Origin of the sequence: Streptomyces sp. Da 82-17, from assembly GCF_046098215.1 — a bacterium.
In the GTDB taxonomy this organism is placed as follows: Bacteria; Actinomycetota; Actinomycetes; order Streptomycetales; family Streptomycetaceae; genus Streptomyces.
This window is the reverse complement of record NZ_JBJURH010000024.1, coordinates 85016-111008: the sequence shown is the minus strand read 5'-3', so window position 1 is coordinate 111008 and position 25993 is coordinate 85016. Positions and strand designations below refer to the sequence as shown.

Genomic DNA, 25993 nt, shown 5'->3' with positions numbered 1-25993 from the left:
ACACATGAACACCCACCAGAGCGACGAAGGCAGCGAGCGCCCCCGCCCCGGCAGCCAGTGGTACGACGCCGAAGCCGGCCCCGTCGTCCGCCCCTACGCCATGACGGGCGGACGCACCGACCCCGGCCCGAACGCAGCCCACTTCGACCTCATCGCCCTCGTCACCCTGACCGGCGGCGCAGCAGCCCCCGGCGCAGACCCCTCCCTCGGCCCGGAACACCGCGCACTCCTCGAACTGTGCCGCACCGAAACCCAGTCGGTCGCCGAACTCGCCACCGGCGCCGACCTCCCCGTAGGGGTGGTACGCGTCCTCCTGGGCGACCTCATGGCGCGCGGCCGCATCAGCATCAGCCGCCCCGTACCACCGGCCCAACTGCCGGACACACGCATCCTCCGCGAGGTGATCGACGGCCTGCGCGCACTCTGAACAGAGCGAGGCGAAACGTGACCGAGTCACACCGCACCACCGCAGCGAAAACGACCACAGCGCAGCCCGAACGCGCCCCTATATGAGAACCATTCGGACTCGCGACGATCAGAACCCGCAAACCACAGTCCAGGCCCCGGAACGCGAGTACCGGACCGAAATACTGCAGACCACGCCCGCCCGAAAACACAACAGAAACCACGACAGAAGCCGCAGCAGCAACCAGCTGCGGACCCACAGCAATCCCGCAGCCAACAGCAGAAGACCGCAACAGGAACGCCACCAGAGAGAAGTGACCATGGCCCCAGAGCGCCTCTACACCGACACCGGCGACACGAGCGCCCTGGCCCTGAAGATCCTCGTCGCCGGCGGATTCGGCGTAGGAAAGACCACCCTGGTCGGATCGGTCAGCGAGATCCGGCCACTCCGGACGGAAGAACGCCTCAGCGAGGTGGGCGAGTTCGTCGACGACACCGCAGGCGTGGACCGCAAGACCACCACCACCGTCGCCATGGACTTCGGCAGGATCACCATCAGAAGCGGCCTGTCCCTCTACCTCTTCGGCACTCCGGGACAGGACCGCTTCTGGTTCCTCTGGGACGAGCTGTCCCACGGAGCTCTGGGCGCCGTCGTCCTGGCAGACACCAGGCGCCTGGAAGACTGCTTTCCCGCGGTCGACTTCTTCGAGCACCGCGGCATCCCCTTTGTAGTGGCGGTCAACTGCTTCCCCGGCGCCCGCAATTACGGAGCCCACGACGTGTCCCGCGCCCTCGACCTCGACCCCGGCACACCCGTCGTACTGTGCGACGCCCGCGACCGCGACAGCGGCAAAGAAGTGCTGATCAGGCTCGTCGAGTACGCCGGACGGATGCACACCGCCCGCCTCCTCGACAGCGTCGGCCAGAACTGAAACCGACGCAGCAACCGCACGCCTCAGTCGGAGATACCCGCCTCCGCCACCACCTTCGTGATCCTCACCCGCACAAGGAGTTCACCCGGCACGCCATTGCGCGCACCGAACTCCTCCGCCCGCTCGGAGCCCATGTAGCGGGCAGCGATCCGCGTAGCCCCGTCACGCACCTCCTCCAAGTCCTCGATGAGCTCGGCCTGCCCCTGAAGCACGACGTACGAGAACGGCGGCCGGTCGTCGTCCACACACAGGGCGACCCGGCCGTCCCGCGCCAGATTGCGGCCCTTCACCGTGTCCTTACCGGTGTTGAAGAGCAGATGCTCGTCGCCGTCGAGCACGAACCAGACAGGAGCGATATGCGGCGAGCCGTCGGCCCGTACGGTCGACAACTTCCCGGTACGGGTCCCATGCGAGACAAAAGCGTGCCATTCGGCCTCAGTCATCTTCTGTGCCATGTCCCCATCCTGTCTTGCCCGCAGCGCGACGGTGGTGAAGGCTTGCGTGCAAAGGCGGAACGGGGAGGTCCGAAACATGGTGCAAAACACAGGACTCGGCTGGTTGCTCGACGACCTGACCAAGCGCGTCGAACACGTCCGGCACGCACTTGTCCTGTCCAACGACGGCCTGGTGACAGGAGCGAGTTCGGACCTGCGACGAGAGGACGCCGAACACCTGGCGGCGGTCTCCTCGGGCCTGCACAGCCTGGCCAAGGGATCAGGCCGCCACTTCGGCGCAGGCAACGTACGCCAAACCATGATCGAGTTCGACGAGGCGATCCTCTTCGTGACCGCCGCGGGCGACGGCAGCTGTCTCTGCGTCCTGAGCTCCGCGGACGCCGACATCGGTCAGGTGGCGTACGAGATGACACTGCTCGTGAATCGCGTCGGCGAACACCTCGGAGTCGGAGCACGCCACAGCTCACCGGCCGTCGATCTCTGATCCGGGGCACGACCAGCCGTCGGCGTCATCGGACGGCCCGCCGCCACCGATGACGCCGACACGTACCCGCCGTGAGACAGCGGTTCGCGGCGGCTCGCGACACCGCAACCGAGCCGTGATGACGGGGTTTCCGGGCCGTCGAGCAGAGTTATCCACAGGCCGAGCGGCGTGAGCCGGACCCGGCTACGGTCTTCACCGAGAGTAGTCAGACCGACCTCACGGGGGACCACCATGTCCGGAAAAGCCGTACCCACCAAGTCAGTTCACACACTCGCGTCGAGCTACGCACCCGGCCGCGCGGCCGCCGACCTCGGCCTGAAACGAACCGAACTGCTCCTCGCAGTCCAGCTCGGCCTCGTCCGCACCATCGCCGGCCAGGAACCCGGGCGCTGGCGCATCCCGCGGGCTGAGATCGAGCGACTCCAGTCCGCGCCGGGATTTCCGCACGCGTTGCGGGAACGCGTCAAAGTCGTCGGCACCACCGAAGGCGCCGAACTCATGGGCGTGACCCGCGACCGCTTCACCAAGCTCGCCCGCCTCGGCTTCCTCGCCCCCGTCAAGTTCTACCTGAACCGGTACCGCACACTGGTGTGGCTCTACCTCGCCGACGACGTCCGCCAGTTCGCCGAAGCCAACGCCTCACTCCTTTCCGGCCAGGCACCCGTCACCCTGCGCAGCCGCCTCGGCGCGGGAGAGGACCGCCGCGCCCGCAGCTGGCGCGAACGCCACTGCAGCCACCTCCTCAGTCTCGCCGACGGACCCTGGCAGACCGCCGCAGTGACGGCATCCATGCTCGACCCCACGCAGGTCGCGGACATCGTGCCCGACCCGTACGAGCGCGCCTACCTCAACCGTCTCCGCCCCGAGTCGACAAACCTGCCCGGCGGCCCCGACTCACCCACTGCAGAAGTCGCCGCACGCGTCCTGCAGGCGGACGACCCGGACGAGATCCGCTGGCTGCGCACGACGCTCGGCCTCGTCATGGATCAGGCGAGGAACGACCACCCGGCCCCACGACCGGACGGCGAAGTTCCGGCTCCCGTAACAGCGTTTGGGCCAGAGCAAGGCGACGGCGGCAGCCTGCGGGATGCCGACACCATCCAACCCGACCGCCCCAGGGAAGAAGCAACCCAGGAAGCCTCAGGCGAGCCCGCCACTCAAGGACGCAAGCGCCGCCGCGCACTGCTGAGCTGGATCGGCCGCGGAAACGGCTGACACTGCTTGCCGATAAATCGTCAACAAGCTGTCGAGAACGCCGAATTGAGAGGGGGAGCCAATGCTACGGATGGCTTTCAGGGACGCTCTCGACCGTCTCGTTCAGATCCTGCGCATAGTGCTGAATCGCTGGGCGGTACTCGGCGACGTTCGGATCGTCGCTCGTCGTGGCGACCAGCGTGAGCAGCAGCTCCATCGCGTCGTGATGGCGACCCACGTTGAACAGCGCCATCGCGAGGAACGCCTTGAGGGCACCGTTCTCGGGGAACTCCGCAGACGCCGCCGTCAACGTGTCCACGGACTCCTCGTACCTGCCGAGAACGCGATACGTGGAGCCGAGCCCGAGCAGCGCGTCGGCGCGGTCGCCGGCAGAGAGGCTGCCAGGGCCTCCGGGGATCTCCAGCGCACGCTGATAGTGCGGCACCGCGTCGACCTCGAGCCCGAGCACGTCGTGCACCCAGGCCGTCTGATAGGCGACCTGGGTGTCGCCCGGCAACTCCTCGGCGAGCGCGAGGAATTGCTCCCGGGCCTCGGCCGGCTGCCCGCTCTCGCGTAGCCGTATCGCTTCCGCGAGTCGCTGATCCGCGGGTCGGTGGTCCGCAGATCCGGCCTCCGAGTGCCCGCCGTCGTCGAGTCGAGTGTCCTGGTCGGTCACGAGGCGGCCCCGGGCTCGTTCCGACGGAACAGGCCTTCCTGCACGACAGAGACGAGAAGCTGACCCTGCTGGTCATAGATCCGCCCACGCGCGAGACCACGGCCGCCCGTCGCGATCGGCGACTCCTGGTCGTACAGGAACCACTCGTCGGCGCGGAAAGGACGGTGGAACCACATGGCGTGATCGAGGGAGGCCATGTCGAAGCCACGCGGACCCCACAACGGCTCGACGGGGATGCGCACAGCGTCCAGGAGCGTCATGTCGCTCGCGTACGTGAGGGCGCAGGTGTGGACGAGCGGATCGTCACCCAGCGGTCCGACGGCGCGCATCCACACGGCGCTGCGCGGCTCGGCGCCCTGCACCTCGTCCTGCGTCCAGCGAAGCCGGTCGACATACCGGATGTCGAAGGGCTGCCGCCGAGCCATCCGCTCCAACTGCTCGGGCAGCGCGCCGAGATGGGCCCGGATCTCGTCCGTGACGGTCGGCAGCGTCTCGGGGGCGGGAGCGTCGATACGAGGCGGCAGCTGATGCTCGAAGCTGCCCTCCTCGGCCTTGTGGAAGGAGGCGGTGAGGTTGAAGATCGTGCGGCCCTGCTGCACGGCGGTGACCCTGCGGGTGGTGAAGGAGCGGCCGTCACGGACGCGCTCCACCTGATACACGATGGGCACGCCGGGGCGGCCGGGACGCAGGAAGTAGGCGTGCAGCGAGTGCACGGGCCGGTCGCCGTCCGTGGTGCGGCCCGCGGCGACGAGGGCCTGGCCGGCGACCTGGCCGCCGAAAACGCGCTGCAGTGACTCCTGCGGACTGCGGCCGCGGAAGATGTTGACCTCGATCTGCTCCAGATCGAGCAGGTCGACGAGTCTCTCTGCGGGATTGGTGGTCATCAGGGGCTCCCGGTGGTCATCTTCACGAGGGGCGGGGCGGGGCGGGCTGGGCGGGGGCTGGGCTGGGAGGAGGGGAGGGGGGCGGGGGGAAGCCCCCCCGGAACCCCCCCCCCCCCCCACAACTGCCCCACCCCCGTAACCCGAACAACAGCCCGGCCTTCCTCGTCTGATACGGCGAGGTCGACTTCGGCGCTGATGCCCCAGTCGTGGTCGTTGTTGGGGTCGGCGAAGGTCTGGCGGACGCGCCACAGGCCGTGGGCGGCGTCTTCCTCGATGGAGAGGAGTTTGGGGCCGCGGGCGTCGGGGCCGGTGCCGAGGTCGTCGTACTCGTCCCAGTAGGCGTCCATGGCTTCGCCCCAGGCGTCGGCGTCCCAGCCGGAGTCGGCGTCGAGTTCGCCGAGTTCGTCGACGTTGTCGAGGGCGGCGAGTTCGACGCGGCGGAACATGGCGTTGCGGACGAGGACGCGGAAGGCGCGGGCGTTGGCGGTGACCGGCTTGACCTGGTCGGCCTTTTCCTGGGCTTCTTCGGCGGTTTCGACTTCGGGGTTGGCGAGCTGTTCCCACTCGTCGAGGAGTGAGGAGTCGACCTGGCGGACCATTTCGCCGAGCCAGGCGATGAGGTCTTCGAGGTCGTCGGACTTGAGGTCGTCCGGGATGGTGTGTTCGAGGGCCTTGTACGCGCTCGCCAGGTAGCGGAGGACGATGCCTTCGGTCCGGGCGAGTTCGTAGAAGGAGGTGAACTCGGTGAAGGACAGGGCGCGTTCGTACATGTCGCGGATCACGGACTTCGGCGAGACCGGGTGGTCGCCGACCCACGGGTGTGAGCGCCGGTAGAGGCCGTAGGCGTGCCACAGCAGCTCTTCGAGGGGCTTCGGGTACGAGATGTCCTGGAGCCGTTCCATGCGCTCCTCGTACTCGACGCCGTCGGCCTTCATCTGGCCGACGGCTTCGCCGCGTGCCTTGTTCTGCTGGGCGGCGAGGATCTGCCGGGGGTCGTCGAGGGTGGATTCGACGACGGACACCATGTCGAGGGCGTACGACGGGGATTCGGGGTCGAGGAGTTCGAAGGCGGCGAGCGCGAACGTGGACAGCGGCTGGTTGAGCGCGAAGTCCTGCTGGAGGTCGACGGTGAGGCGCACGATGCGGCCGGTGGCGTCGGGTTCGTCGAGTTTTTCGACGACGCCGCCGTCGAGGAGCGAGCGGTAGATGGCGATGGCGCGGCGGATGTGGCGGAGCTGGTTCTTGCGCGGCTCGTGGTTGTCCTCGAGGAGGCGGCGCATGGCCTCGAAGGCGTTGCCGGGGCGGGCGATCACCGACAGGAGCATGGTGTGGGTGACGCGGAACCGGGAGGTGAGCGGCTCGGGTTCGGAGGCGATGAGCTTCTCGAAGGTGTTCTCGGTCCAGCCGACGAAACCTTCCGGCGCCTTCTTGCGGACGACCTTGCGGCGCTTCTTCGGGTCGTCTCCGGCCTTGGCGAGTGCCTTTTCGTTCTCGATGACGTGCTCGGGCGCCTGGGCGACGACGAATCCGGCGGTGTCGAAGCCCGCGCGTCCGGCGCGGCCTGCGATCTGGTGGAACTCGCGGGCGCGCAGGACGCGTACGCGGTTGCCGTCGTACTTGGCGAGGGCGGTGAACAGCACGGTCCGGATGGGGACGTTGACGCCGACGCCGAGGGTGTCGGTGCCGCAGATGACCTTGAGGAGTCCGGCTTGTGCGAGTTTTTCGACGAGGCGGCGGTACTTGGGCAGCATGCCCGCGTGGTGCACGCCGATGCCGTGGCGTACGTAGCGGGAGAGGTTGCGGCCGAATTTGGTGGTGAAGCGGAAGTTGCCGATGAGTTCGGCGATCTGCTCCTTCTCGGCCTTGGTGCACATGTTGATGCTCATCAGGGACTGGGCGCGTTCGACGGCCTGTGCCTGGGTGAAGTGCACGATGTAGACGGGCGACTGCTTCGTCTCGAGCAGTTCGGTCAGCGTCTCGGTGATGGGGGTGAGGCGGTACTCGTACGAGAGGGGTACGGGCCGGGTGGCGGAGCGGACGACGGAGGTGGGCCGTCCGGTGCGGCGGGTGAGGTCCTTCTCGAACATGGAGACGTCGCCGAGGGTGGCGGACATCAGGATGAACTGGGCCTGCGGGAGTTCGAGGAGCGGGATCTGCCAGGCCCAGCCGCGGTCCGGTTCGGCGTAGAAGTGGAACTCGTCCATGACGACCTGGCCGATGTCGGCGTCCTTGCCGTCGCGGAGGGCGATGGAGGCGAGGACCTCGGCGGTGCAGCAGATGACGGGGGCGTCGGCGTTCACGGAGGCGTCGCCGGTGAGCATGCCGACGTTCTCGGTGCCGAAGAGCTTGCAGAGGTCGAAGAACTTCTCGCTGACGAGGGCCTTGATCGGCGCGGTGTAGAAGGTGACCTTGTCGGCGGCGAGGGCGGCGAAGTGCGCGCCGGCGGCGACCAGGCTCTTGCCGGAGCCGGTGGGCGTGGACAAGATCACGTTGGCGCCGGAGACCACCTCGATCAGCGCCTCCTCCTGAGCCGGATAGAGAGTGATGCCCCGTTCCTCGGTCCATGACGAGAAGGCGTCGAAGAGGGCATCGGGGTCGGCGTCCGGCGGCAGCTGATCGATAAGGGTCACACCCCCATCTTGCCTGCCCGCACCCCCGATCAGGGAACCGGAGGTCGGCGGGAAGATCACGAGCGTTACGCTGTGCCGTCGACCGGGCGCCCGACCATGCGTCAACTGGGCGTCAGCAGAACGAGATTTGGGGCGGGCACGGCCATGATGGGTCCAGCACACTCACTGTCGGGAGCGGCGGCCTGGCTGGGGGTGGGAGCGGCGGCGGCTGCCGCGGGGCACCCGATGCCCTGGCCGGTTCTCGTCGTCGGCGCACTGATCTGCGCGGGTGCGGCGCTCGCCCCTGACCTGGACCACAAGTCGGCGACGATCTCCCGGGCCTTCGGTCCGATCTCGCGCGGCTTGTGCGAGGTGGTCGACAAGCTGTCGTACGCCGTCTACAAGGCGACGAAGTCGCGGCACGACGCGCGGCGCAGCGGGGGGCACCGGACGCTGACGCACACGTGGCTGTGGGCGGTGCTGATCGGCGGCGGTGCGTCCGTGGCGGCGATCACGGGCGGCCGGTGGGCGGTTCTCGCGATCTTGTTCGTGCATCTGGTGCTGGCGGTGGAGGGCCTGCTGTGGCGGGCGGCGCGGGTTTCGAGTGACGTCCTGGTGTGGCTGCTCGGTGCGACGAGCGCGTGGATTCTCGCGGGTGTCCTGGACGAGCCGGGCAACGGGGCGAACTGGCTGTTCACGGGCCCGGGCCAGGAGTACCTGTGGCTGGGGCTGCCGATCGTCCTCGGCGCGCTGGTGCATGACATCGGAGATGCGTTGACGGTGTCGGGCTGCCCGATCCTGTGGCCCATCCCGATCGCGGGCAAGCGCTGGTACCCGATGGGCCCGCCGAAGGGCATGCGGTTCCGTGCGGGCAGCTGGGTGGAGCTGAAGGTGCTGATGCCGGTGTTCATGCTGCTGGGCGGCGTGGGCGGTGCGGCGGCGCTGAATGTGATCTAGAGGCTGTGCTGCAGGTGATCTAGGCGGTCTCTGAGCGTCCTCCAGGCGTTGCCGGAGGGCGCTCAGCGGCATTTGGCTCCCTGGCGCCTCGGGCTCTGCCTCAACCTCGACTTCAGGGTGAGACTCCACTCGACCGTCGGCTCAGGAAGGCTTCTTCTGGCCTCCCCACGCGTTAGTGCCGGGCCTGGTTTCATGCCGGTCCGCGCTCTGCTCTCAGCGAATGTTCCAGCCTGTGGGAACGTCAGATTCCGGGTGTTTCAGGGCGTAGATTCGAGTCGTGTCCGAGGGGCGGGGACGTCACGAGACGGGGAGGGCGTAATGGGCGTGCTGACGGGCAGGACGGCGGTCGTCACCGGGGGTTCGCGGGGCATCGGCCGGGCGATCGTGGAGCGCTTGGCGCGTGACGGGGCGAGCGTGGTGTTCAACTACGCGCAGAGCGCCGACGCGGCAGCCGATGTCGTACGAGCAGTCGAGGACGCCGGCGGCAGCGTTCACGGGGTGCGGCTCGACCTGGCCGAGCCGGGGGCGCCCGAGCGCCTGATGGAGATCGCCGACGAACGGTTCGGCGGGCTGGACATCCTGGTCAACAACGCGGCGTTGAACTTCACGGTCGCGCCGCTCGCGGAGACCGAGGAACACGTCTTCGACCGGGCTATGACGGTCAACGCCAAGGCCGCGTTCCTCACCATCCGGTACGCGGCCCGGCACATGCGGGACGACGGCCGCATCGTCACCATCTCGACGCTGAACACGGTCCGCCCGGCTCCGCGGAACGCCCCGTACGCGGCCAGCAAGGGCGCGATCGAGCAGCTGACTGCAGTGGCGGCGCAGGAGCTGGGGCCGAGAGGGATCACGGCGAACACGGTGTCGCCCGGCGCGACCGACACCGATCTGCTGCGGGGCACCAACTCGGCGGAGAACCTGGACATGGCCGTCGCCATGACCCCGCTGCGCAGACTGGGGCAGCCGTCGGACGTGGCCGACGTCGTCGGGTTCCTCGCGGGCCCGGACGGGCGCTGGATAACGGGGCAGAACATCCGGGCGACGGGCGGCATCGGCTGACGGACGCGGGACGGTGAGTGGAGGTGCTGCCGTCCGACAGCACCTCCTGTCCTCCCCGCAGGGCTCGGCCGTGCCGGAACTGCAAGAGCTCGGCCGTGCCGGGACCGTAGGGGCTCAGCCGTGCCAGGAGCGCCAGAGCGCCGCGTACGCGCCGTCGGCGGCGACCAGCTCGTCGTGGCTGCCCAGCTCGCTGATCCGGCCCTGCTCGACGACCGCGATCACGTCGGCGTCGTGCGCGGTGTGCAGGCGGTGCGCGATAGCGACGACGGTGCGGCCGTCCAGCACACGCGCCAGGGACCGCTCCAGGTTCCGGGCCGCGCGCGGGTCGAGCAGCGACGTCGCCTCGTCCAGGACCAGCGTGTGCGGATCGGCCAGGACCAGCCGCGCCAGGGCGATCTGCTGAGCCTGAGCCGGAGTGAGCGTGAAGCCGCCCGAGCCGACCTCGGTGTCCAGGGCGTCGTCCAGCGACCTGGCCCACGTGTCGGCGTCGACCGCGCCGAGCGCCGCCCACAGTTCGGCGTCCTCAGCGTCGGACCGGGCGAGGAGCAGGTTGTCGCGGAGTGAGCCGACGAACACGTGATGCTCCTGGTTGACCAGCGCGACATGCTCGCGGACCCGCTCGGCGGGCATCCGGGACAGCTCCGCGCCACCGAGGGCGACCGAGCCGGTTCGCGGGCCGTAGATCCCGGCGAGCAGCCGGCCGAGGGTGGACTTGCCGGCGCCGGAGGGGCCGACCAGTGCGACCCGGCTGCCGGGCTGCACGGTGAGGGACACCTGGCGCAGGACGTCCACACCCGGGCGGTACGCGAAGTGCACCTGGTCCGCCGTGACCTCGCGACCGTCGGGGGCGATGGACGAGTCGCCGGCGCCGGGCTCGATCTCGCGGACGCCGACGAGCCGGGCCAGGGACACCTGGGCCACCTGGAGCTCGTCGTACCAGCGCAGGATCAGGTTGACCGGGTCGACCATCATCTGGGCGATCAGGGCGCCGGTCGTGAGCTGGCCGACGTTGATCCAGCCCTGCAGGACGAAGACACCGCCGATGAGGAGGACCGACGTCAGGACAGTGACATGCGTGGCGTTGATGACGGGGAACAGCACAGAACGGAGGTAGAGCGTGTACCGCTCCCACGCGGTCCATTCCCGGACACGCTGGTCGGACAGGGCGACGCGGCGGGCGCCGAGCCGGTGCGCCTCCACGGTGCGGCCCGCGTCCACGGTCTCGGTGAGCGCGGCGGCGACCGCAGCGTACCCGGCGGCTTCCGAACGGTACGCGGACGGGGCGCGCTTGAAGTACCAGCGGCAGCCGATGACCAGCACGGGCACCGCAAGCAGCACGGACAGAGCGAGCGGCGGCGACGTGAAGGCGAGGCCGCCGATCAGCAGGCCGATCCAGACGACGCCGATGGTCACCTGTGGCACGGCTTCACGCATGGCGTTGGCGAGCCGGTCGATGTCCGTGGTGATGCGGGACAGCAGGTCGCCGGTGCCGGCGCGCTCCAGGACGCCCGGAGGCAGCCCCACGGAGCGGATCAGGAAGTCCTCGCGGAGGTCGGCCAGCATCCGCTCGCCCAACATGGCGCCGCGCAGCCGTACGAGCCGGATGAACACCGCCTGCAGGACCAGCGCGGCCGAGAACAGGGCGACGGCGCGGCCCAGTTGGAGGTCGCCGTTCCCGTCGGCGGCCTGCTGGACGAGATCACCGAGGAGGGAGGGGCCGACCATCGACGCGATCACCGCGACCGCGTTCACCGTGATCAGCAGGGCGAAGGCCTTGCGGTGCCGGCCGAGCAGTTCACGCACATACGCCCGTACCGTCGCGGGGCTGCCGACCGGCAGGGTCTCCGTGGTGCGGGGAGCCGCCGGATCGTACTCCGGTGGCGCCAGGCCGATCATGCTGTCTCCTCGATATCGAGGCCGAGGTCGGACGCGCCGACCCTGGCTGAGGTCTTCCCTCCGGCCGCCCGATCGGAGTCCGTGGACCCGATGCGGGGGCTGTCGGTGCCGCGCTCGCGGTCCTGCTGCTCCGCGTCCGTCTCGCGGGTCACGACAGCTCGGTAGAGGGGCTGGGTATGGACGAGTTCACGGTGTACGCCGACCGCTGCGACCTCGCCTTCGTGGACGAACACCACACGCTCGGCCCGGTCCAGGAGCAGCGGGGAGGAGGTGCAGACGACGGTGGTGCGGCCTCGGCGGAGGGTGCGCAGGCCGTCCGCGATGCGTGCCTCGGTGTGCGAGTCGACGGCGGAGGTCGGCTCGTCCAGGACGAGCACCTCGGGGTCGGTCACCAACGACCGTGCCAGGGCGAGGCGTTGGCGCTGCCCGCCGGAGAGCGACCGGCCGCGTTCGGTGATGGGCGCTTCCATCGGGTCGTCGTCCACCGAGTTCTGCGCGAGGGCGTCCAGGACGTCGGCGCACTCGGCTGCTGCCAGCGCGTCCTCGACGGTGACCTTGCCGGAGGCCGGTACGTCGAGGAGCTCGCGCAGCGTGCCGGACAGCAGGACCGGGTCCTTGTCCTGAACGAGGACGGCGGTACGAGCCGTGGCTAGGGGAAGGGCGTCGAGCTGCGCGTCTCCCAGGCGTACGGAGGGGGTGGGAGTGTCGAGGGCGGCGTGCCCGCCGAGCCGTTCCGCGAGCCGACCCGCCTCGTCGGGATCGCCGCAGACCACGGCGGTGAGCCGGCCCTCGGGGGCGAGCAGGCCGGTCAGCGGGTCGTACAGATCACCGCTGGGCACGACAGCATGCTCGGGCCCGCCCGGGGCGGCGAAGGCTGCCTCGGGAGCGCCCGACAGCCCGGCAACCTCCGGCGCCTCGGCAACCTCCGGTACCTCGGTGGCTTCCGACACCCCGGCGGCGTCCGACGGCCCGGCGATCGCCCCGCCCGCGGTGTCGCGCTCCAGCGAGAGAACGCGGGCGGCGCGTTTCGCGGACGGGCGGGAGAAGGAGTACGCCATGGCGATCTCCTCGAAGTGCCGCAACGGATAGCCCAGCAGCATCACCGCGCTGTACACGGTGACGAGTTCGCCGACGGCGACGCGGCCGTCCCGTACGAGACCGAGGCCGTGCCAGACCACGGCGATGAGCAGCAGACCAGGGAGGAGCACTTGAACGGCGCTGATCAGCGACCACATGCGGGCGCTGCGCACGGCGGCGCGGCGCACGTCCTGCGAGGCGCGGCGGTACCGGTCGAGGAAGAGTTCCTCACCGCCGATCCCGCGCAGCACCCGCAGCCCGGCGACCGTGTCCGAGGCGAGCTCGGTGGCCTTGCCCGCCTTGTCGCGCTGGGCGTCCGCGAGCCGGGTGGCGCGCGGCAGCAGCGGCAGGACGCCGAGGCCGACGAGGGGTACGCCGACGGCCACGACGAGACCGAGGTCCGGCTGGTAGACGACGAGTCCCACGCAGACGAGCACGACTGTGAGGGCCGCGGCCGTGAACCGGGAGACGGCCTCGACGAACCAGCCGATCTTCTCGACGTCGCCGGTCGACACCGCGACGACCTCGCCGGCGGCAACGCGTCGCGTCAACGCGGCCCCGAGGTGGGCGGTTTTGCGGGCGAGGAGCTGCTGCACGCGGGCGGCGGCGGTGATCCAGTTGGTGACGGCGGTGCGGTGCAGCATGGTGTCGCCGAGCGCGATGCCGACGCCGGAGACGACGAGCATGACCCCGGCGAGCGCCAGCCGCGAACCGGACCGCTCGACGACGGCCTGAACGGCGAAGCCCACGCCGTACGGAAGCGTCATCACGGTGATGAAGTGCAGCAAGCCCCAGGCGAGCGACCTGAGTTGGCCACCCGTCTGGTTGCGTCCGAGCCACCACAGGAACCGGGGGCCCGAGCGGGCGTCGGGCACGCCCGGGTCGGCGTACGGAAGATCGCTGATCTGCATGACGTCCCAGAGGTCGATCGGCGCGCCGCGCCGGCGCACGCGGCGCTGAATGCGTGGGGGAAACCGTGCAAGGCTGACTCCGAAACGGGGGCCGAGGCAAACGGTTTTCTGTCTGCTTGCAAAGAACCGGTCATTCCTGCGGCGGGCGCCGCCCGGAGGGCGGGTGGCCGCGCCAACGGGTGGGACGATGGTGCGTATGCGGACATCGGGGGTGGGCGGAGTGCGGACTGTGCGCACGGTTCTCGGGGCGGCTGTCGCGACGGCGCTCGCGCTGGCGACGCTCACTTCCTGCAGCTCGGCGGAGAACAGCCACGCGAAGAGCGGCCGGGAGGACGGCGGTTCCGTCGGGAAGACCGGAGGGAAGGGCGGGCAGGGCGCGGAGCAGCGCACACAGGACCTCACCCGCTTGCCCGACGTAGGCACCCGCCTGCACCGCCGCATCCCCGCCGACTCCCGCCAGGCCCTGGTGGTCCGCGGCGAGGGCGAGGACTCCGCCGACTCCACGGTGTTCCTGTACGAGAAGCACGGCAAGACCTGGGACCGCACCCGCAGTTGGCCCGCGCACAACGGCAAGCGCGGCTGGACCACCGATCACCGCGAGGGCGACAAGCGGAGCCCCGTCGGGGTGTTCACGCTGAGCGACGCGGGCGGTGTGCTCGCCGCGCCGGACGCCCGGCTTCCGTACACGGAGTCGCCGGCGTTCCAGGCCTCCCGCGCCTGGCCGAAGACGCATTGGCACGACTTCGACCACGTCATCGCGATCGACTACAACCGCGTCAAGGGCACCCCGCCCAACGACCCGAACCGTCCGCAGGGCCAGTCCAAGGGCGGGTACATCTGGCTGCACCTGGACCACGGCAGCGGCACATCGGGATGCGTGAGCGTGTCCAAGTCGGCGATGCAGTACCTGCTGCGCGAGCTGGACCCGAAGGCGCACCCGGTGATCGTCATGGGAGACAAGGGCAACCTCGCCGACTCCTGAGCCACGCGACCGCGCGCACGTGCGCGCGTACGAGCCCGGCCTGACAGCCTCCCGGGCCTACTCGCGCGTATCTCCACCCTTCGGGCAGGCGACCTCACATCGCCACTCCTTGTAGCAAGATCCAAGATTTACGCGGATCTGACACCGACGTCTTCTCCAAGGCTCATCTCTCAGTCAGAGTGACGCCTCGCGGAAGTCGCTTTCCGCATACCAGAAGTCCCTTCGGAGGAGTGCCCGTGCCGCAGTCCGTACCGTCCATACCGCGACGCGTCGCACGTTTGTTGCGTACCTCATTGTTCGCGCAGGTCGCCTGCGCTCTTGTGATCGGAGTCCTCGTCGGACGGCTGTGGCCCGAGGTGGGCTCCGCCGTCCAACCGCTCGGCGACGGCTTCGTACGACTCATCAAGGCGATGATCGCCCCGCTCGTGTTCTGCGTGGTCGTCGCCGGCATCACCAAGGCGGGCGACCTGAAGGCCTTCGGCCGGATCGGGCTCAAGGCCCTGATCTGGTTCGAGGTCGCCACCACCGCCGCGCTCGTCGTCGGCCTCGTCGCCGGAAATCTCGTACGTCCCGGCGACGGCATGAACGTCGACCCGTCGAAGCTCGACGCGTCCGCCGTCGACGAGAAGACCGGTGGCGGCGAGCTGCCGTCCACCTCGGAGTTCATCCTGCACTCGCTGCCGGACAGCGCCGTCGGCGCGTTCGCGGAGAACTCCCTGCTCCAAGTCCTCGTCCTCGCCTGCCTGGTGGGCGCGGCGCTGCTGCACCTCGGCAACACCAAGGTGCCCGCGATCCTGCCTGCCATCGAGCAGGCGCAGGAAGTCGTGTTCGCGGTCGTCGGCTTCATCATGAAGCTGGCCCCGATCGCGGTGTTCGGCGCGACCGCCCACCTCGTGGGGGAGTACGGCCTCGGCGCGCTCTCCACGTACGGAAAGCTGATCGGTGTCTGTTACGCGGTGGCGCTGATCTTCCTCCTGCTGCTCGCAGTCGCACTGAAGGCCGTCACCGGGCTGAGCCTGTGGAAGTTCATCCGCTACACCCGTGAGGAGATCCTGCTCGCGCTCGGCACCGCGTCCAGCGAGACCGTGATGCCGCGCATGATGCAGAAGCTGCGCCAGGCCGGCTGCCGTGACGACTCCGTGGGGCTGGTTCTGCCCACCGGCTACTCCTTCAACCTCGACGGCGCCTCGATCTACCTCTCCATCGGCACGCTCTTCATCGCGCAGGCCGTCGGCGTGGACCTGACGCTCGGACAACAGATCACTGTCGTCCTGGTGTTGATGCTGACGAGCAAGGGCATGGCCGGAGTTCCCGGTTCCGCGTTCCTTGCGCTGTCCGCCACCGCGTCCGCACTCGGAGTCATCCCGGCCGGCGCCGTCGCCCTGCTCCTCGGCGTCGACCGGATCATGGACGCGATGCGCGTCTCGGTGAACCTGCTCGGCAACTGCATCGCGGTCTTCGCGGTCTCCCGCTGGGAGGGCGCGCTGGACCGGGACAAGGCGAAGAAGGTGCTGTCGGGGGAGATCGCGTTCGTACCGGAGGAGGAAGGGGAGGAAGCCGCGGGCACGCCGAAGCTCTCGAAGTCGCCGAGCTCCCAGGACTCGCAGGGCTCCCAGGGACCGCAGGGTCTGCAGGAATCCGGGGACGTGCGGAACTCCCCGGCCTCCTCGGACTCCGCGAAGGCCCCCACGGACTCCACGAACCCGAACCTCTCGAAGGCGGAGGCGAGTTGATCTAGCCGCCATGTGGTCCGGCCCCACAGCACGAGGGGCCGGACCACATCACGCGTGCTGCCCCGGCCGCGCACTCACCCGGCCGGCTTTTCCGAATCCACCCCCGACCGGGCCTTCTTCCACAGGCCGCGCGTGAAGTCGGGTATCTCCTGCGGCGCGCCGTTCGCCTTGATCGACGCGTGGCTCAGCGGCACCGGAGCGGTCCATGTCACCGCGTCGTACACGTCGAAGTCGGGTACGAGGCCGAGCTGCATGCACTGCATCAGGCGGAACACCATGATGTAGTCCATGCCGCCGTGACCGCCGGGCGGGTTGGAGTGCTCCTTCCACAGCCAGTGGTCCCAGTCGGCGAACTCGGCGAAGTCGTGCCACTTGTCGTCGGTGTGGCCGGGCTCCAGGTAGATCCGCGACGGGTAGTCCTCGAACACACCCTTCGTGCCGCCGAGGCTGTTGATACGCGAGTACGGATGTGGCGTCGACACATCGTGCTCGAGCCGGATGACTCGGCCCTTCTCCGTCTGCACGAGGCTGATCGTGCGGTCGGACTCGATGTACGTCTCCTTCCAACTCGGGTCGCCCGGCGGCATGTTGGCCTTGCGGTACTCGGCGAGGCCGAGCGCCGGGGTGCCGAAGCTGGAGATGTGGGTGACGCGGTCGCCGCGGTTGACGTCCATGTAGTTGGAGACGGGGCCGAAGCCGTGGTTCGGGTACAAGTCGCCGCGCAGCCGCGTGTGCCAGAGGCGACGCCAGGGCCCTTCGTAGTAGTCCCGGTCGAACATCAGGCCGCGCAGGTCGTGGTTGTACGCGCCCGCGCCGTGCAGGAGTTCACCGAAGAGTCCGGCGTGCGCCATGCGCAGGACCCGCATCTCGTTCTTGCCGTAACAGCAGTTCTCCAGCTGCATGCAGTGCTTGCGGGTGCGCTCGGAGAGGTCCACCAGCTCCCAGAGCTGGCCGAGTTCGAGGGCGATCGGACATTCCACGCCGACGTGCTTGCCGTTCAGCATCGCCGTCTTGGCCATGTCGAAATGGAAGTCCCACGGCGTCGCGACGTACACGAAGTCGATGTCGCTGCGCTTGCAGAGGTTCTCGTAGTCGTCCTCGCCGTTGGTGTACGTGGCTGGGGCGGGCTGCCCGGCGTCGGTGACCTTCTTCGCGGCGGCGGCGGTCTTCTCCTTGACCGGGTCGCACAGCGCCACCACTCTGACCTGCGGCAATGCGAGGAACAGGTCGATCATGCTGCCGCCGCGGTTGCCGAGCCCGACGATGCCGACCCGTACCGTGGACCGCTTCTCGAACGGCACCCCGATCATGGTCTCGCCCTGCCGGGGCGGGGCCGCTGCGGCCGCGGTGGCCTGCGCGGGAGTCGTCGCGGCGGCGGGGTTCGCGTGCGCGGTGCCCCCGGTGAGCCCGGCGAGGCCCAGGCCCACACCGGCGATCCCGGCGTTGCGCATCATGGTTCTGCGGGACACACCGGAGCCGTCCTGCCCGGGACTCGCGCCCGTCTCCTCGACCGAACCGTCGGACTGCGCGGACTGCGGCAGGGACTTGTCGTCGTGCATGGGACCTCCGTACGCGTAGGTGGTACGTGGGTGAAGCAACGGCGACGCCACCCTGTCCGGAAGATCACATCTCGCGCAAGGGACCGACAGGGACGGGGATTTGGACTTATCGCGAACGGACTTGGACTCCCTGATTCCGCGCAGCGCACGGCGTGGCACGGCCTGCGTTCAGGCAGGCGTTCAGGGCAGGAGCTCAGGACAGGACAGGGCAGGGCAGGGCAGGGCGTACAGGCCGGCACGGTCAGGCCGTTGCGTTCAGGGCAGGGTGTACAGAACCGTTGTCGGCTCAGCGCTGACGGCCCTCACTCCCGAGTGGCCCGCTCCAGTTCGACCAGCACGGAGTGGTAACTGCGCCCCGTCGCATGGTCCATGCCCACCTCGCACATGCGGTTGGCCGACAGGTGCGCGTCGTAGTGGCGGGAGGTGACTTCCGCCGCCTCGCGGGCCGTTGCGGCGCGGGTGAGTTCCTCGTGGAGCATTCCGCGGTCGCCGGCGAAGCCGCAGCAGGCCTCGTCGTCGGGCGTGACGACTTCGTCGGCGCAGGCCTCGGCGAGCTGTCTGAGCTGGTCGCCGTCGCCGAGGTGCCGCATCGAGCAAGTGGTGTGCAGGACGGCCGAGTTGACGGTGCGGTGGACCGTCAGATGGGGGAGGAGTTCCTCCGCGGCCCACACCAGCGAGTCGACGACGGTGAGTTCCGCGTGCAGCTCCCGGTTGTCGTCCGAGAGATACGGGACGACCTCGTGCGCGATGCCCAGCGTGCACGACGAGGCGTCCACGACGAGCGGCAGCCGACCGCCGGCCGTCCAGCCCCAGGCGGCCTCGACGATGCGGTTGGCCATGACGCGGTTGCCCGCCTCGTACCCCTTGGAGTGCCAGATCGTCGCGCAGCAGGTGCCGTTGACGTCGTCCGGGATCCACACCGGCTTGCCCGCGCGGGCGGACACGGCGACGACGGCCTGCGCGAGTGACAGTTCCTCGCCGGGGCTGCCGAAGATGCGGTTGACGCACGCCGGGTAGTAGACGGCCGTGGCCCCGACGCGTGAGGTCGGCGGCAGTCTGCGGGCGGCCGGGCCGGGGATCTCGGGGAGCCACTCGGGTACGAGGTCGGGGCGGACGGCCTTGCGCGCGGTGCGCGTCACGGAGGTGAGGAGTCGGTCGCCGATCTTGTCGGCGGCGGCCACGGCGAGCCGCGCTGAGGCCTCGACGGCCTTGAAGTTGCGGGCGGCGAGCGCGGCGATCCGCTCCTCGCGCGGCGTGTGCCGGGCGTGCCGGAAGTCCTTCATCAGCAGTCCCGTGTCGATGCCGACGGGGCAGGCCAGCTTGCAGGTGGAGTCGCCGGCGCAGGTGTCCACGGCGTCGTATCCGTATGCCTCGACGAGGCCGTCCTCGACCGGGGAGCCGGGGGACTGGCGCATCATCTCGCGGCGCAGCACGATGCGTTGGCGCGGCGTGGTCGTCACGTCATGGCTGGGGCAGGTCGGCTCGCAGAAGCCGCACTCGATGCACGGGTCGGCGATCGCCTCCACCTGCGGGATCGTCTTGAGGCCCCGCAGATGCGCCTTCGGGTCGCGGTCGAGCACGATGCGGGGCGCCAACACCCCGTCGGGGTCGATGACTTGCTTGGTCCGCCACATCAACTCCGTCGCCTTCGGCCCCCACTCCAGCTCCAGGAACGGTGCGATGTTGCGGCCGGTGGCGTGCTCGGCCTTCAGGGAGCCGTCGAACCGCTCCACGGTGAGGGTGCAGAACTCGTCCATGAACGCCGCGTACCGCTCGACGTCCGCCGGTTTGCCCGCGTCGAAGGCGAGCAGGAAGTGCAGGTTGCCGTGGGCGGCGTGCCCGGCGACGGCCGCGTCGAATCCGTGCCGCGTCTGCAGCTCGAGGAGAGCGGTGCAGGCGTCGGCGAGCCGCGCGGGCGGCACCGCGAAGTCCTCGGTGATCAGCGTCGTACCGGAAGGCCGGGATCCGCCGACGGCGGTGACGAAGGCCTTGCGTGCCTTCCAGTACCCGGCGATCGTCTTCGCGTCACGCGTGAACGCATTCGTCACCGACGCGACGGGCGCGACGAGTTGGAGCCCCTCCAGGACTCTCCCGGCTTTCTCCTCGTAGGCACGCTGTCGCTCCTCGTCGGGGGCGCGGAACTCGACGAGCAGGGCTGTGGTGTCCTTCGGCAGGTCGGCCCAGTCGGCGGGCACGCCGGCGACGCTCACGGAGGCGCGCAGCGTGTTGCCGTCCATCAGCTCCACGGCGAGCGCCCCGGCCTCGTTGAACTTCGGTACGGCGGCCGCGGCGGCGGGCAGCGACGGGAAGAAGAGGAGGGCCGTGGAGACCAGCCGGTCGAGCGGCAGGGTGTCGAAGACGGTCTCGGCGATGAACGCGAAGGTGCCCTCGGAGCCGACCATCAGCCCGCGCAGGATCTCCACGGGCGTGGCTCCGTCGAGGAACGCGTCCAGGCGATAGCCGTTGGTGTTCTTGATCTCGTACTTGGCGCGGATCCGTGCGACCAGCTCCGGGTCCGCCTCGATCTCCGCCTTGAGCGCCAACAGGCCCTCGCAGAGCGCGGGTTCGGCATGCGCGAGAAGCTCGTCGGCATCGTGCTCGCCGGTGTCGACGACCGTCCCGGACGGCAGGACGAAGGTGAGCGAGGCGAGCGTCCGGTACGAGTTGCGGGTCGTCCCGGCCGTCATGCCGGAGGCGTTGTTGGCGACGACCCCGCCGAGTGTGCAGGCGATGGCGCTCGCCGGGTCGGGGCCGAGGACGCGGCCGTGCCGGGCGAGGGTGGCGTTGGCCCGCACCACGGTCGTGCCGGGGCCGATCCTGGCCCGCGCCCCGTCGTCGAGGACTTCGATCCCGGCCCAGTGCCGGCGCACGTCGACCAGGATGTCCTCGCCCTGCGCCTGCCCGTTGAGACTCGTCCCGGCCGCCCGGAAGACGACCTCGCGGCCTTTGCCGTGTGCGTAGGACAGGACGGCCGAGACGTCGTCGATGTCCTCGGCGGCCACCACGACCTGCGGGACGAAGCGGTACGGGCTGGCGTCCGAGGCGTAGCGCACCAGGTCGGACACCTTGTGCAGCACCTTGTCCGCGCCGAGCAGCGCGATCAGGTCGCTGCGGAGCGGCTCGGGCGTGCCGCCTGCCTGCCGGTCCGGGACGCGGTCCGGGGCCGGCGCGGCTTCCCGCACGGTGGGCCGCAGGGCGTCCGCGTTGGGCTCCAGCAGGGGCATGAGCGTCTCCTCCGTCGTCGTCCGTTCGTCGACCGCGCCGCGGCAGGTCGACCACACAGGGTCAGGTCAGGCACACCGGGCCGCCTGGTGGTCTCTCACCCGCCGGTCGCCCGGTGCTCAGCACTTACCCCGGATGTCCGCCGGAGCAGCGGTCAGCAGTGCCCCGGGTCGGCCACCAGGGTGGTGAGCAGTCCGTCGAGCACCTTGCGCTGCTCGGCGGTCAATGGGGCCAGGATGTCCTCTGCCGCGGCCCGGCGCGCGTCACGCAGGGTCCGCAGGGTCTTGCGGCCCTCGTCGGTCAGCTCGATCCGGGTCACGCGTCTGTTCGCCGGGTCGGGCGCCCGCCGTACGCGGCCGGCCGTCTCCAGGCCGTCGACCAGCGTCGTCACGGCCCGCGGCACGACCTCCAGGCCCTGCGCGAGATCGGCCATGCGCGGCGGCGCCTCGTGGTGCGCGACGAGACGGAGGAGTCTGGACTCGGCCGGGGTCAGGCCGATGGGTTCGAGGTGGCGCTTCTGGACGCGGTGCAGCCGCCGGGCCAGGCGGAGCAGATGGTCGGCGAGCAGGCCGTCCGGATCGGTCGAGGTCATGGCGGCAGCCTAGCAGGACAAAGCTCATTGTGAATAGAGGTAACAATGAGCTAGGCTCCGTTCCGGCATCGCGAAGCGTGCGATGTCGCTCGCATTCTCAAGATCATTCTCAGGAGGCCCATGCACCCCGAAGACTCCGGCTGGACGCCACCACCTCCCGACCCCGACCAGCCGCGCCAGATCCGCCGTATCCTCCGACTCTTCCGCCCGTACCGCGGCCGGCTCGCGCTCGTCGCGCTGCTCGTCGCGGCCTCCTCGCTGGTCTCGGTCGCGACGCCGTTCCTGCTCAAGGAGATCCTGGACACCGCGATCCCCGAAGGGCGGACGGGGCTGCTCAGCCTGCTCGCCCTCGGCATGATCCTCAGCGCGGTCGTCACCAGCGTCTTCGGCGTGCTGCAGACGCTGATCTCCACGACGGTCGGCCAGCGCGTCATGCACGACCTGCGCACGGCTGTCTACGGCCGACTGCAGCGCATGTCGCTCGCCTTCTTCACCAGAACCCGCACGGGCGAGGTCCAGTCCCGCATCGCCAACGACATCGGCGGCATGCAGGCCACGGTCACCTCCACCGCGACGTCCCTGGTCTCCAACCTGACGAGCGTCGTCGCGACGGTCGTCGCGATGCTCGCGCTCGACTGGCGGCTGACCGTCGTCTCGCTCGCGCTGCTGCCCCTGTTCGTGTGGATCAGCCGACGTGTCGGCCGTGAACGCAAGAAGATCGCCACGCAGCGGCAGAAGCAGATGGCCGCGATGGCCGCCACGGTCACCGAGTCGCTCTCCGTCAGCGGCATCCTGCTGGGCCGCACGATGGGCCGAGGCGACTCGCTCACCCGCTCCTTCGCCGACGAGTCCGAGCGCCTCATCGACCTCGAGGTCCGCTCCAGCATGGCGGGCCGCTGGCGGATGTCCGTCATCGGCATCGTCATGGCCGCGATGCCCGCCGTCATCTACTGGGCGGCAGGCCTGGCGCTGCACTTCGGCGGCCCGACGATCTCGCTCGGCACGCTCGTCGCGTTCGTGTCCCTCCAGCAGGGCCTGTTCCGGCCGACGGTCAGCCTGCTCTCCACCGGCGTCCAGATCCAGACGTCCCTCGCCCTGTTCCAGCGCATCTTCGAATACCTGGACCTGACCGTCGACATCGAGGAGCCCGCCGAGCCCGTCCGCCTCGAGACGGTCAAGGGTGAAGTCCGGTTCGAGAACGTCGAGTTCCGCTATGACGCCGAGCGCGCGACGGACGTGGCGTCTGCGGAGCCCGAAGCCGCCATGGTCGCAGGGTCGAACGTGCCCACCGAGGCGCCCGACGCCCCCAGAGCGCTCGGCGCCCCCATCCTCGACTCCGTCGACCTGACCGTCCCCGCCGGCGGCAGCCTCGCCGTCGTCGGGCCCACCGGCTCGGGCAAGTCGACGCTCAGTCACCTCGTCCCGCGCCTGTACGACGTGACGGGCGGCCGGGTCACGCTCGACGGCGTCGACGTCCGGGACCTGGACTTCGACACCCTCGCCCGCGCGGTCGGCGTCGTCTCCCAGGAGACGTACCTCTTCCACGCCTCGGTCGCCGACAACCTGCGCTTCGCGAAGCCCGACGCGACCGACGAGGAGCTGCGCGAGGCGGCGAGAGCGGCGCAGATCCACGACCACATCGCGTCGTTGCCCGACGGGTACGACACCGTGGTCGGGGAGCGCGGGCACCGCTTCTCCGGCGGCGAGAAGCAGCGCCTGGCCATCGCCCGCACCATCCTGCGTGACCCGCCTGTGCTGATCCTCGACGAGGCCACCAGCGCGCTCGACACCAGGACCGAGCATGCCGTGCAGCAGGCGATAGACGCCCTGTCCGCGAACCGCACCAGCATCACGATCGCCCACCGGCTCTCCACGGTCCGCTCCGCCGACCAGATCGTGGTCCTCGACGCGGGCAGGATCGCCGAACGCGGTACGCACGAGGCGCTGATGGAGCAGAACGGAAGATACGCGGCCCTCGTCCGCAAGGACGCCCGCACTGAGTTGCGCGCCGCCGCGGGCTGAGCGAGAGGCGGTGAGCAGAGGGTGAACTCCGGGCTGAAGATATGCCGCGTGTGCCCGGATTGTCCTAACTCTCGGGGTACCGTGCGCACATGGTGAACAAGACTCCGCGCCAAGGCAAGATCCGGCTGACCCGCCGTGGCCGGGTCGCGCTCGTTGTGACCGGCGCTCTCGTGATCGGCACGGCCGTGGCGGTGCCGCTGCTCCTCCTGGACCGCGAGGCCGACCGTCAGAAAACCCTGCTCGTCCCGGAGGGCTGGCGTTCGGGCCAGGTGTACGAGGCGGTGGACAAGGCGCTCGGCGTCGAGAAGGGCAGTACGAAGAAGGCGGCCGGGTCGGCGGGCCTGAAGCTTCCGGGCGAGTCCGGCGGCAACCCCGAGGGGTATCTGTTCCCGGCGACGTATCCGCTGGGCGGCAAGACCACGCCGAAGTCGGTGCTGGCGTACATGGTGGACACGGCCAACAAGAAGTTCGGGGCGGAGGCGGTCGCGGCGGGGGCGAAGCGCAACACCGTGTCCGTCTACCAGTTGGTGACGATCGCGAGCATCGTGCAGTCTGAGGCGGACACCAAGCAGGACATGGGCAAGGTGGCCCGCGTCGTCTACAACCGGCTGGACCGCGGCATGCCCCTGCAGATGGACTCGACCCTCAACTACGCCCTGAACCGTTCGACCCTCGACACCAAGAACGCGGACACGAAGATCAAGAGCCCGTACAACACGTACGAGAAGACGGGGCTGCCACCGACTCCCATCGCCAACCCGGGGGACGAGGCGCTGCAGGCGGCGATCGCGCCGCCGGAGGGGGACTGGCTGTACTTCGTGACGGTGAAGCCCGGCGACACCCGGTTCACCGCCGACTTCGAGGAACACCGGCGCAACGTCGAGGAGTTCAACCGCAACCGCGCGAGCGAGCAGTCGGGCGCGACCCAGGGCGCACAGCCGCAGGATCGGCAGCCGAACCAGCAACAGAATCAGCAGCAGAACCAGCAACAGAATCAGCAGCAGGCAGGCCCGGAGGGGGTGAAGGCGAACACTGAGGGGTGAGCGGAGAGCTGGCAGGCGGCCCGCCTCGGCACAAGCCCTGACTCGGCACAAGCCGACTCAGCGCAAGCCGACTCAGCACAAGCCGAACTCGGCGCAATGCCCTGCGCCGGCCCCAGTCAGACCGTCGAGTGGTCGGCGCCCACGCCGCCGACCCCGACCCCGGCCCCGGCCGCGCCACCCACGGTCGCTCCGCTCCTCAACCCGCGCCCCTCCGCGAGCAGTTGACGGATCTCCCGTACCGCCGCCCGGCCCGCGCGGTTGGCGCCGATGGTGCTGGCCGAGGGGCCGTAGCCGACCAGGTGGATGCGCGGGTCGCGGGACGCGCGGGTGCCGTCGAGGCGGATGCCGCCGCCCGGTTCGCGCAGCCGCAGGGGCGCGAGGTGGTCGATGACCGGGCGGAAGCCGGTGGCCCACAGGATCACGTCGGCCTTCACCTCGCGACCGTCGGCCCAGGCCACGCCGTCCGCGGTGATCCGGTCGAACATCGGGAGCCGGTCCAAGGTGCCGTCGGCGAGGCCCTTGCGGACGGCCTCGTTCAGGGGAAGGCCCGTGACCGAGACGACGCTGCGCGGGGGAAGGCCGTCGCGGACGCGTTCCTCCACGAGGGCCACGGCAGCGCGGCCCTGCTCCTCGCCGAACTCGTCGCCGCGGAAGACCGGTTCGCGGCGCGTGACCCACGTCGTGTCCGCGGCGAACGGAGCGATCTCGAGCAGATGCTGCACGGCGGACGTGCCGCCGCCGACGACGATCACGCGCTGACCGGCGAACTCCTGCGGTCCCGGGTACTGGGCGGTGTGCAGCTGGCGCCCGCGGAACAGCTCCTGCCCCGGGTAGCGCGGCCAGAACGGCCGGTCCCAGGTGCCGGTCGCGTTGATCAGGGCGCGGGTCGCGTACGTGCCCTCCGAACTGTCGACGAGCAGCAGTCCGTCGTCGCCCTCGCGGACGGCGCGCACGTCCACGGGCCGGTGTACGCGCAGGTCGAAGGTCTCCTCGTACGTCGTGAAGTACTCGCCGATGACCTCGGAGGACGGCCGCTGCGGGTCGGCGCCGGTCAGGTTCATGCCGGGGAGCGCGTGCATGCCGTGGACGCGGCCGTAGGTGAGGCTCGGCCAGCGGAACTGCCAGGCGCCGCCGGGGTGCGGGGAGTGGTCGAGGACGACGAAGTCGCGGTCGGGTTCGAAGCCGGTGCGCCGCAGGTGGTGGGCGGCGGACAGGCCTGCCTGCCCGGCGCCCACCACGACGACCTGCACGTTCCGTACCGGGCCGGTCGCCGCGTGCGCCCGTACCGCGTCCGTCGC

Annotated in this window: 19 protein-coding genes and 1 pseudogene; 10 read left to right on the top strand and 10 right to left on the bottom strand. The window is 69.9% G+C overall.

The genetic code is table 11. The features are described from left to right. The first annotated feature begins 4 nt into the window (after positions 1-4). Together ACIDOF_RS31600 and ACIDOF_RS31595 are read left to right on the top strand one after the other, a co-directional pair. Positions 5-427, top strand: coding sequence for a DUF742 domain-containing protein (locus ACIDOF_RS31600; protein ID WP_409009599.1), 423 nt, complete (start codon positions 5-7; stop codon positions 425-427). A 298-nt stretch (positions 428-725) separates the two neighbouring features. Then, positions 726-1337 carry a GTP-binding protein gene (locus tag ACIDOF_RS31595; RefSeq protein WP_409009598.1) on the top strand — a complete coding sequence of 204 codons (612 nt, stop codon included), beginning with the start codon at positions 726-728 and terminating at the stop codon, positions 1335-1337. A gap of 23 nt (positions 1338-1360) precedes the next feature. Here the strand turns inward: ACIDOF_RS31595 and ACIDOF_RS31590 are convergent, their stop codons facing one another. Next, positions 1361-1792, bottom strand: coding sequence for a PPOX class F420-dependent oxidoreductase (locus tag ACIDOF_RS31590; RefSeq protein ID WP_409009597.1), 432 nt, complete (start codon positions 1790-1792; stop codon positions 1361-1363). A 76-nt stretch (positions 1793-1868) separates the two neighbouring features. Here ACIDOF_RS31590 and ACIDOF_RS31585 point away from each other — a divergent pair, with 76 nt between their 5' ends. Further along, positions 1869-2276 carry a roadblock/LC7 domain-containing protein gene (locus ACIDOF_RS31585; protein ID WP_409009596.1) on the top strand — a complete coding sequence of 136 codons (408 nt, stop codon included), beginning with the start codon at positions 1869-1871 and terminating at the stop codon, positions 2274-2276. A 231-nt stretch (positions 2277-2507) separates the two neighbouring features. Further along, positions 2508-3491, top strand: a complete 984-nt coding sequence (locus ACIDOF_RS31580; RefSeq protein ID WP_409009595.1) for a DUF6397 family protein — start codon at positions 2508-2510, stop codon at positions 3489-3491. Positions 3492-3555: 64 nt separating this feature from the next. Here the strand turns inward: ACIDOF_RS31580 and ACIDOF_RS31575 are convergent, their stop codons facing one another. The 3 genes and pseudogenes from ACIDOF_RS31575 to ACIDOF_RS31565 form a co-directional block, all read right to left on the bottom strand. After that, entirely contained in the window at positions 3556-4053 is a 498-nt protein-coding gene (locus ACIDOF_RS31575; protein ID WP_409009627.1) for a tetratricopeptide repeat protein, read from the bottom strand. An 89-nt stretch (positions 4054-4142) separates the two neighbouring features. Then, positions 4143-5030 (bottom strand): acyl-CoA thioesterase, encoded by an 888-nt coding sequence (locus ACIDOF_RS31570; protein ID WP_409009594.1) that lies wholly within the window; start codon positions 5028-5030, stop codon positions 4143-4145. A 119-nt stretch (positions 5031-5149) separates the two neighbouring features. Further along, positions 5150-7660 (bottom strand): annotated as a pseudogene (locus ACIDOF_RS31565) (DEAD/DEAH box helicase); the annotation flags it as partial. 144 nt (positions 7661-7804) lie between these two features. On the opposite strand from ACIDOF_RS31565, the gene ACIDOF_RS31560 reads away from it, so the two are divergent. Together ACIDOF_RS31560 and ACIDOF_RS31555 are read left to right on the top strand one after the other, a co-directional pair. Beyond that, entirely contained in the window at positions 7805-8596 is a 792-nt protein-coding gene (locus ACIDOF_RS31560) for a metal-dependent hydrolase (protein WP_409009593.1), read from the top strand. A 318-nt stretch (positions 8597-8914) separates the two neighbouring features. Next, a complete protein-coding gene (locus tag ACIDOF_RS31555; protein WP_409009592.1) occupies positions 8915-9658 on the top strand; it encodes an SDR family oxidoreductase in 744 nt (247 codons plus the stop codon). A gap of 114 nt (positions 9659-9772) precedes the next feature. On the opposite strand, the gene ACIDOF_RS31550 is transcribed toward ACIDOF_RS31555, so the two are convergent. Together ACIDOF_RS31550 and ACIDOF_RS31545 are read right to left on the bottom strand one after the other, a co-directional pair. Beyond that, positions 9773-11554, bottom strand: a complete 1782-nt coding sequence (locus ACIDOF_RS31550; RefSeq protein WP_409009591.1) for an ABC transporter ATP-binding protein — start codon at positions 11552-11554, stop codon at positions 9773-9775. Next, positions 11551-13542: an ABC transporter transmembrane domain-containing protein gene (locus tag ACIDOF_RS31545; RefSeq protein WP_409009626.1), complete on the bottom strand. Its 1992-nt coding sequence runs from the start codon at positions 13540-13542 to the stop codon at positions 11551-11553. The genes ACIDOF_RS31550 and ACIDOF_RS31545 overlap by 4 nt, the downstream gene beginning before the upstream one ends. Before the next feature lie 196 nt (positions 13543-13738). Here ACIDOF_RS31545 and ACIDOF_RS31540 point away from each other — a divergent pair, with 196 nt between their 5' ends. Both ACIDOF_RS31540 and ACIDOF_RS31535 read left to right on the top strand, forming a co-directional pair. Further along, complete coding sequence (locus ACIDOF_RS31540; RefSeq protein ID WP_409009590.1) at positions 13739-14524, top strand: L,D-transpeptidase family protein; 786 nt, start codon at positions 13739-13741, stop codon at positions 14522-14524. 236 nt (positions 14525-14760) lie between these two features. Further along, positions 14761-16257 (top strand): cation:dicarboxylate symporter family transporter, encoded by a 1497-nt coding sequence (locus ACIDOF_RS31535; RefSeq protein WP_409009589.1) that lies wholly within the window; start codon positions 14761-14763, stop codon positions 16255-16257. 74 nt (positions 16258-16331) lie between these two features. Here the strand turns inward: ACIDOF_RS31535 and ACIDOF_RS31530 are convergent, their stop codons facing one another. The 3 genes from ACIDOF_RS31530 to ACIDOF_RS31520 form a co-directional block, all read right to left on the bottom strand. Next, a complete protein-coding gene (locus ACIDOF_RS31530; RefSeq protein ID WP_409009588.1) occupies positions 16332-17816 on the bottom strand; it encodes a Gfo/Idh/MocA family protein in 1485 nt (494 codons plus the stop codon). Positions 17817-18118: 302 nt separating this feature from the next. Continuing rightward, positions 18119-21040 carry an FAD-binding and (Fe-S)-binding domain-containing protein gene (locus ACIDOF_RS31525; RefSeq protein ID WP_409009587.1) on the bottom strand — a complete coding sequence of 974 codons (2922 nt, stop codon included), beginning with the start codon at positions 21038-21040 and terminating at the stop codon, positions 18119-18121. A gap of 152 nt (positions 21041-21192) precedes the next feature. After that, positions 21193-21630: a MarR family winged helix-turn-helix transcriptional regulator gene (locus tag ACIDOF_RS31520; RefSeq protein ID WP_409009586.1), complete on the bottom strand. Its 438-nt coding sequence runs from the start codon at positions 21628-21630 to the stop codon at positions 21193-21195. 120 nt (positions 21631-21750) lie between these two features. Here ACIDOF_RS31520 and ACIDOF_RS31515 point away from each other — a divergent pair, with 120 nt between their 5' ends. Next, entirely contained in the window at positions 21751-23652 is a 1902-nt protein-coding gene (locus ACIDOF_RS31515) for an ABC transporter ATP-binding protein (RefSeq protein ID WP_409009585.1), read from the top strand. A gap of 89 nt (positions 23653-23741) precedes the next feature. Next, positions 23742-24695: an endolytic transglycosylase MltG gene (gene mltG, locus ACIDOF_RS31510; RefSeq protein ID WP_409009584.1), complete on the top strand. Its 954-nt coding sequence runs from the start codon at positions 23742-23744 to the stop codon at positions 24693-24695. A gap of 116 nt (positions 24696-24811) precedes the next feature. Here mltG and ACIDOF_RS31505 read toward each other — a convergent pair whose 3' ends face one another. Beyond that, positions 24812-25945, bottom strand: coding sequence for an NAD(P)-binding domain-containing protein (locus tag ACIDOF_RS31505; protein ID WP_409009625.1), 1134 nt, complete (start codon positions 25943-25945; stop codon positions 24812-24814). Positions 25946-25993 lie beyond the last annotated feature (48 nt).

What these genes read in the sequence shown, in the direction of transcription:
- ACIDOF_RS31600 (WP_409009599.1), top strand. Translation starts at nt 5, where the DNA reads ATGAACACCCACCAGAGCGACGAAGGCAGCGAGCGCCCCCGCCCCGGC.
- ACIDOF_RS31595 (WP_409009598.1), top strand. Translation starts at nt 726, where the DNA reads ATGGCCCCAGAGCGCCTCTACACCGACACCGGCGACACGAGCGCCCTG.
- ACIDOF_RS31590 (WP_409009597.1), bottom strand. Translation starts at nt 1,792, where the DNA reads ATGGCACAGAAGATGACTGAGGCCGAATGGCACGCTTTTGTCTCGCAT.
- ACIDOF_RS31585 (WP_409009596.1), top strand. Translation starts at nt 1,869, where the DNA reads ATGGTGCAAAACACAGGACTCGGCTGGTTGCTCGACGACCTGACCAAG.
- ACIDOF_RS31580 (WP_409009595.1), top strand. Translation starts at nt 2,508, where the DNA reads ATGTCCGGAAAAGCCGTACCCACCAAGTCAGTTCACACACTCGCGTCG.
- ACIDOF_RS31570 (WP_409009594.1), bottom strand. Translation starts at nt 5,030, where the DNA reads ATGACCACCAATCCCGCAGAGAGACTCGTCGACCTGCTCGATCTGGAG.
- ACIDOF_RS31560 (WP_409009593.1), top strand. Translation starts at nt 7,805, where the DNA reads ATGATGGGTCCAGCACACTCACTGTCGGGAGCGGCGGCCTGGCTGGGG.
- ACIDOF_RS31555 (WP_409009592.1), top strand. Translation starts at nt 8,915, where the DNA reads ATGGGCGTGCTGACGGGCAGGACGGCGGTCGTCACCGGGGGTTCGCGG.
- ACIDOF_RS31550 (WP_409009591.1), bottom strand. Translation starts at nt 11,554, where the DNA reads ATGATCGGCCTGGCGCCACCGGAGTACGATCCGGCGGCTCCCCGCACC.
- ACIDOF_RS31545 (WP_409009626.1), bottom strand. Translation starts at nt 13,542, where the DNA reads ATGCAGATCAGCGATCTTCCGTACGCCGACCCGGGCGTGCCCGACGCC.
- ACIDOF_RS31540 (WP_409009590.1), top strand. Translation starts at nt 13,739, where the DNA reads ATGCGGACATCGGGGGTGGGCGGAGTGCGGACTGTGCGCACGGTTCTC.
- ACIDOF_RS31530 (WP_409009588.1), bottom strand. Translation starts at nt 17,816, where the DNA reads ATGCACGACGACAAGTCCCTGCCGCAGTCCGCGCAGTCCGACGGTTCG.
- ACIDOF_RS31525 (WP_409009587.1), bottom strand. Translation starts at nt 21,040, where the DNA reads ATGCCCCTGCTGGAGCCCAACGCGGACGCCCTGCGGCCCACCGTGCGG.
- ACIDOF_RS31520 (WP_409009586.1), bottom strand. Translation starts at nt 21,630, where the DNA reads ATGACCTCGACCGATCCGGACGGCCTGCTCGCCGACCATCTGCTCCGC.
- ACIDOF_RS31515 (WP_409009585.1), top strand. Translation starts at nt 21,751, where the DNA reads ATGCACCCCGAAGACTCCGGCTGGACGCCACCACCTCCCGACCCCGAC.
- mltG (WP_409009584.1), top strand. Translation starts at nt 23,742, where the DNA reads ATGGTGAACAAGACTCCGCGCCAAGGCAAGATCCGGCTGACCCGCCGT.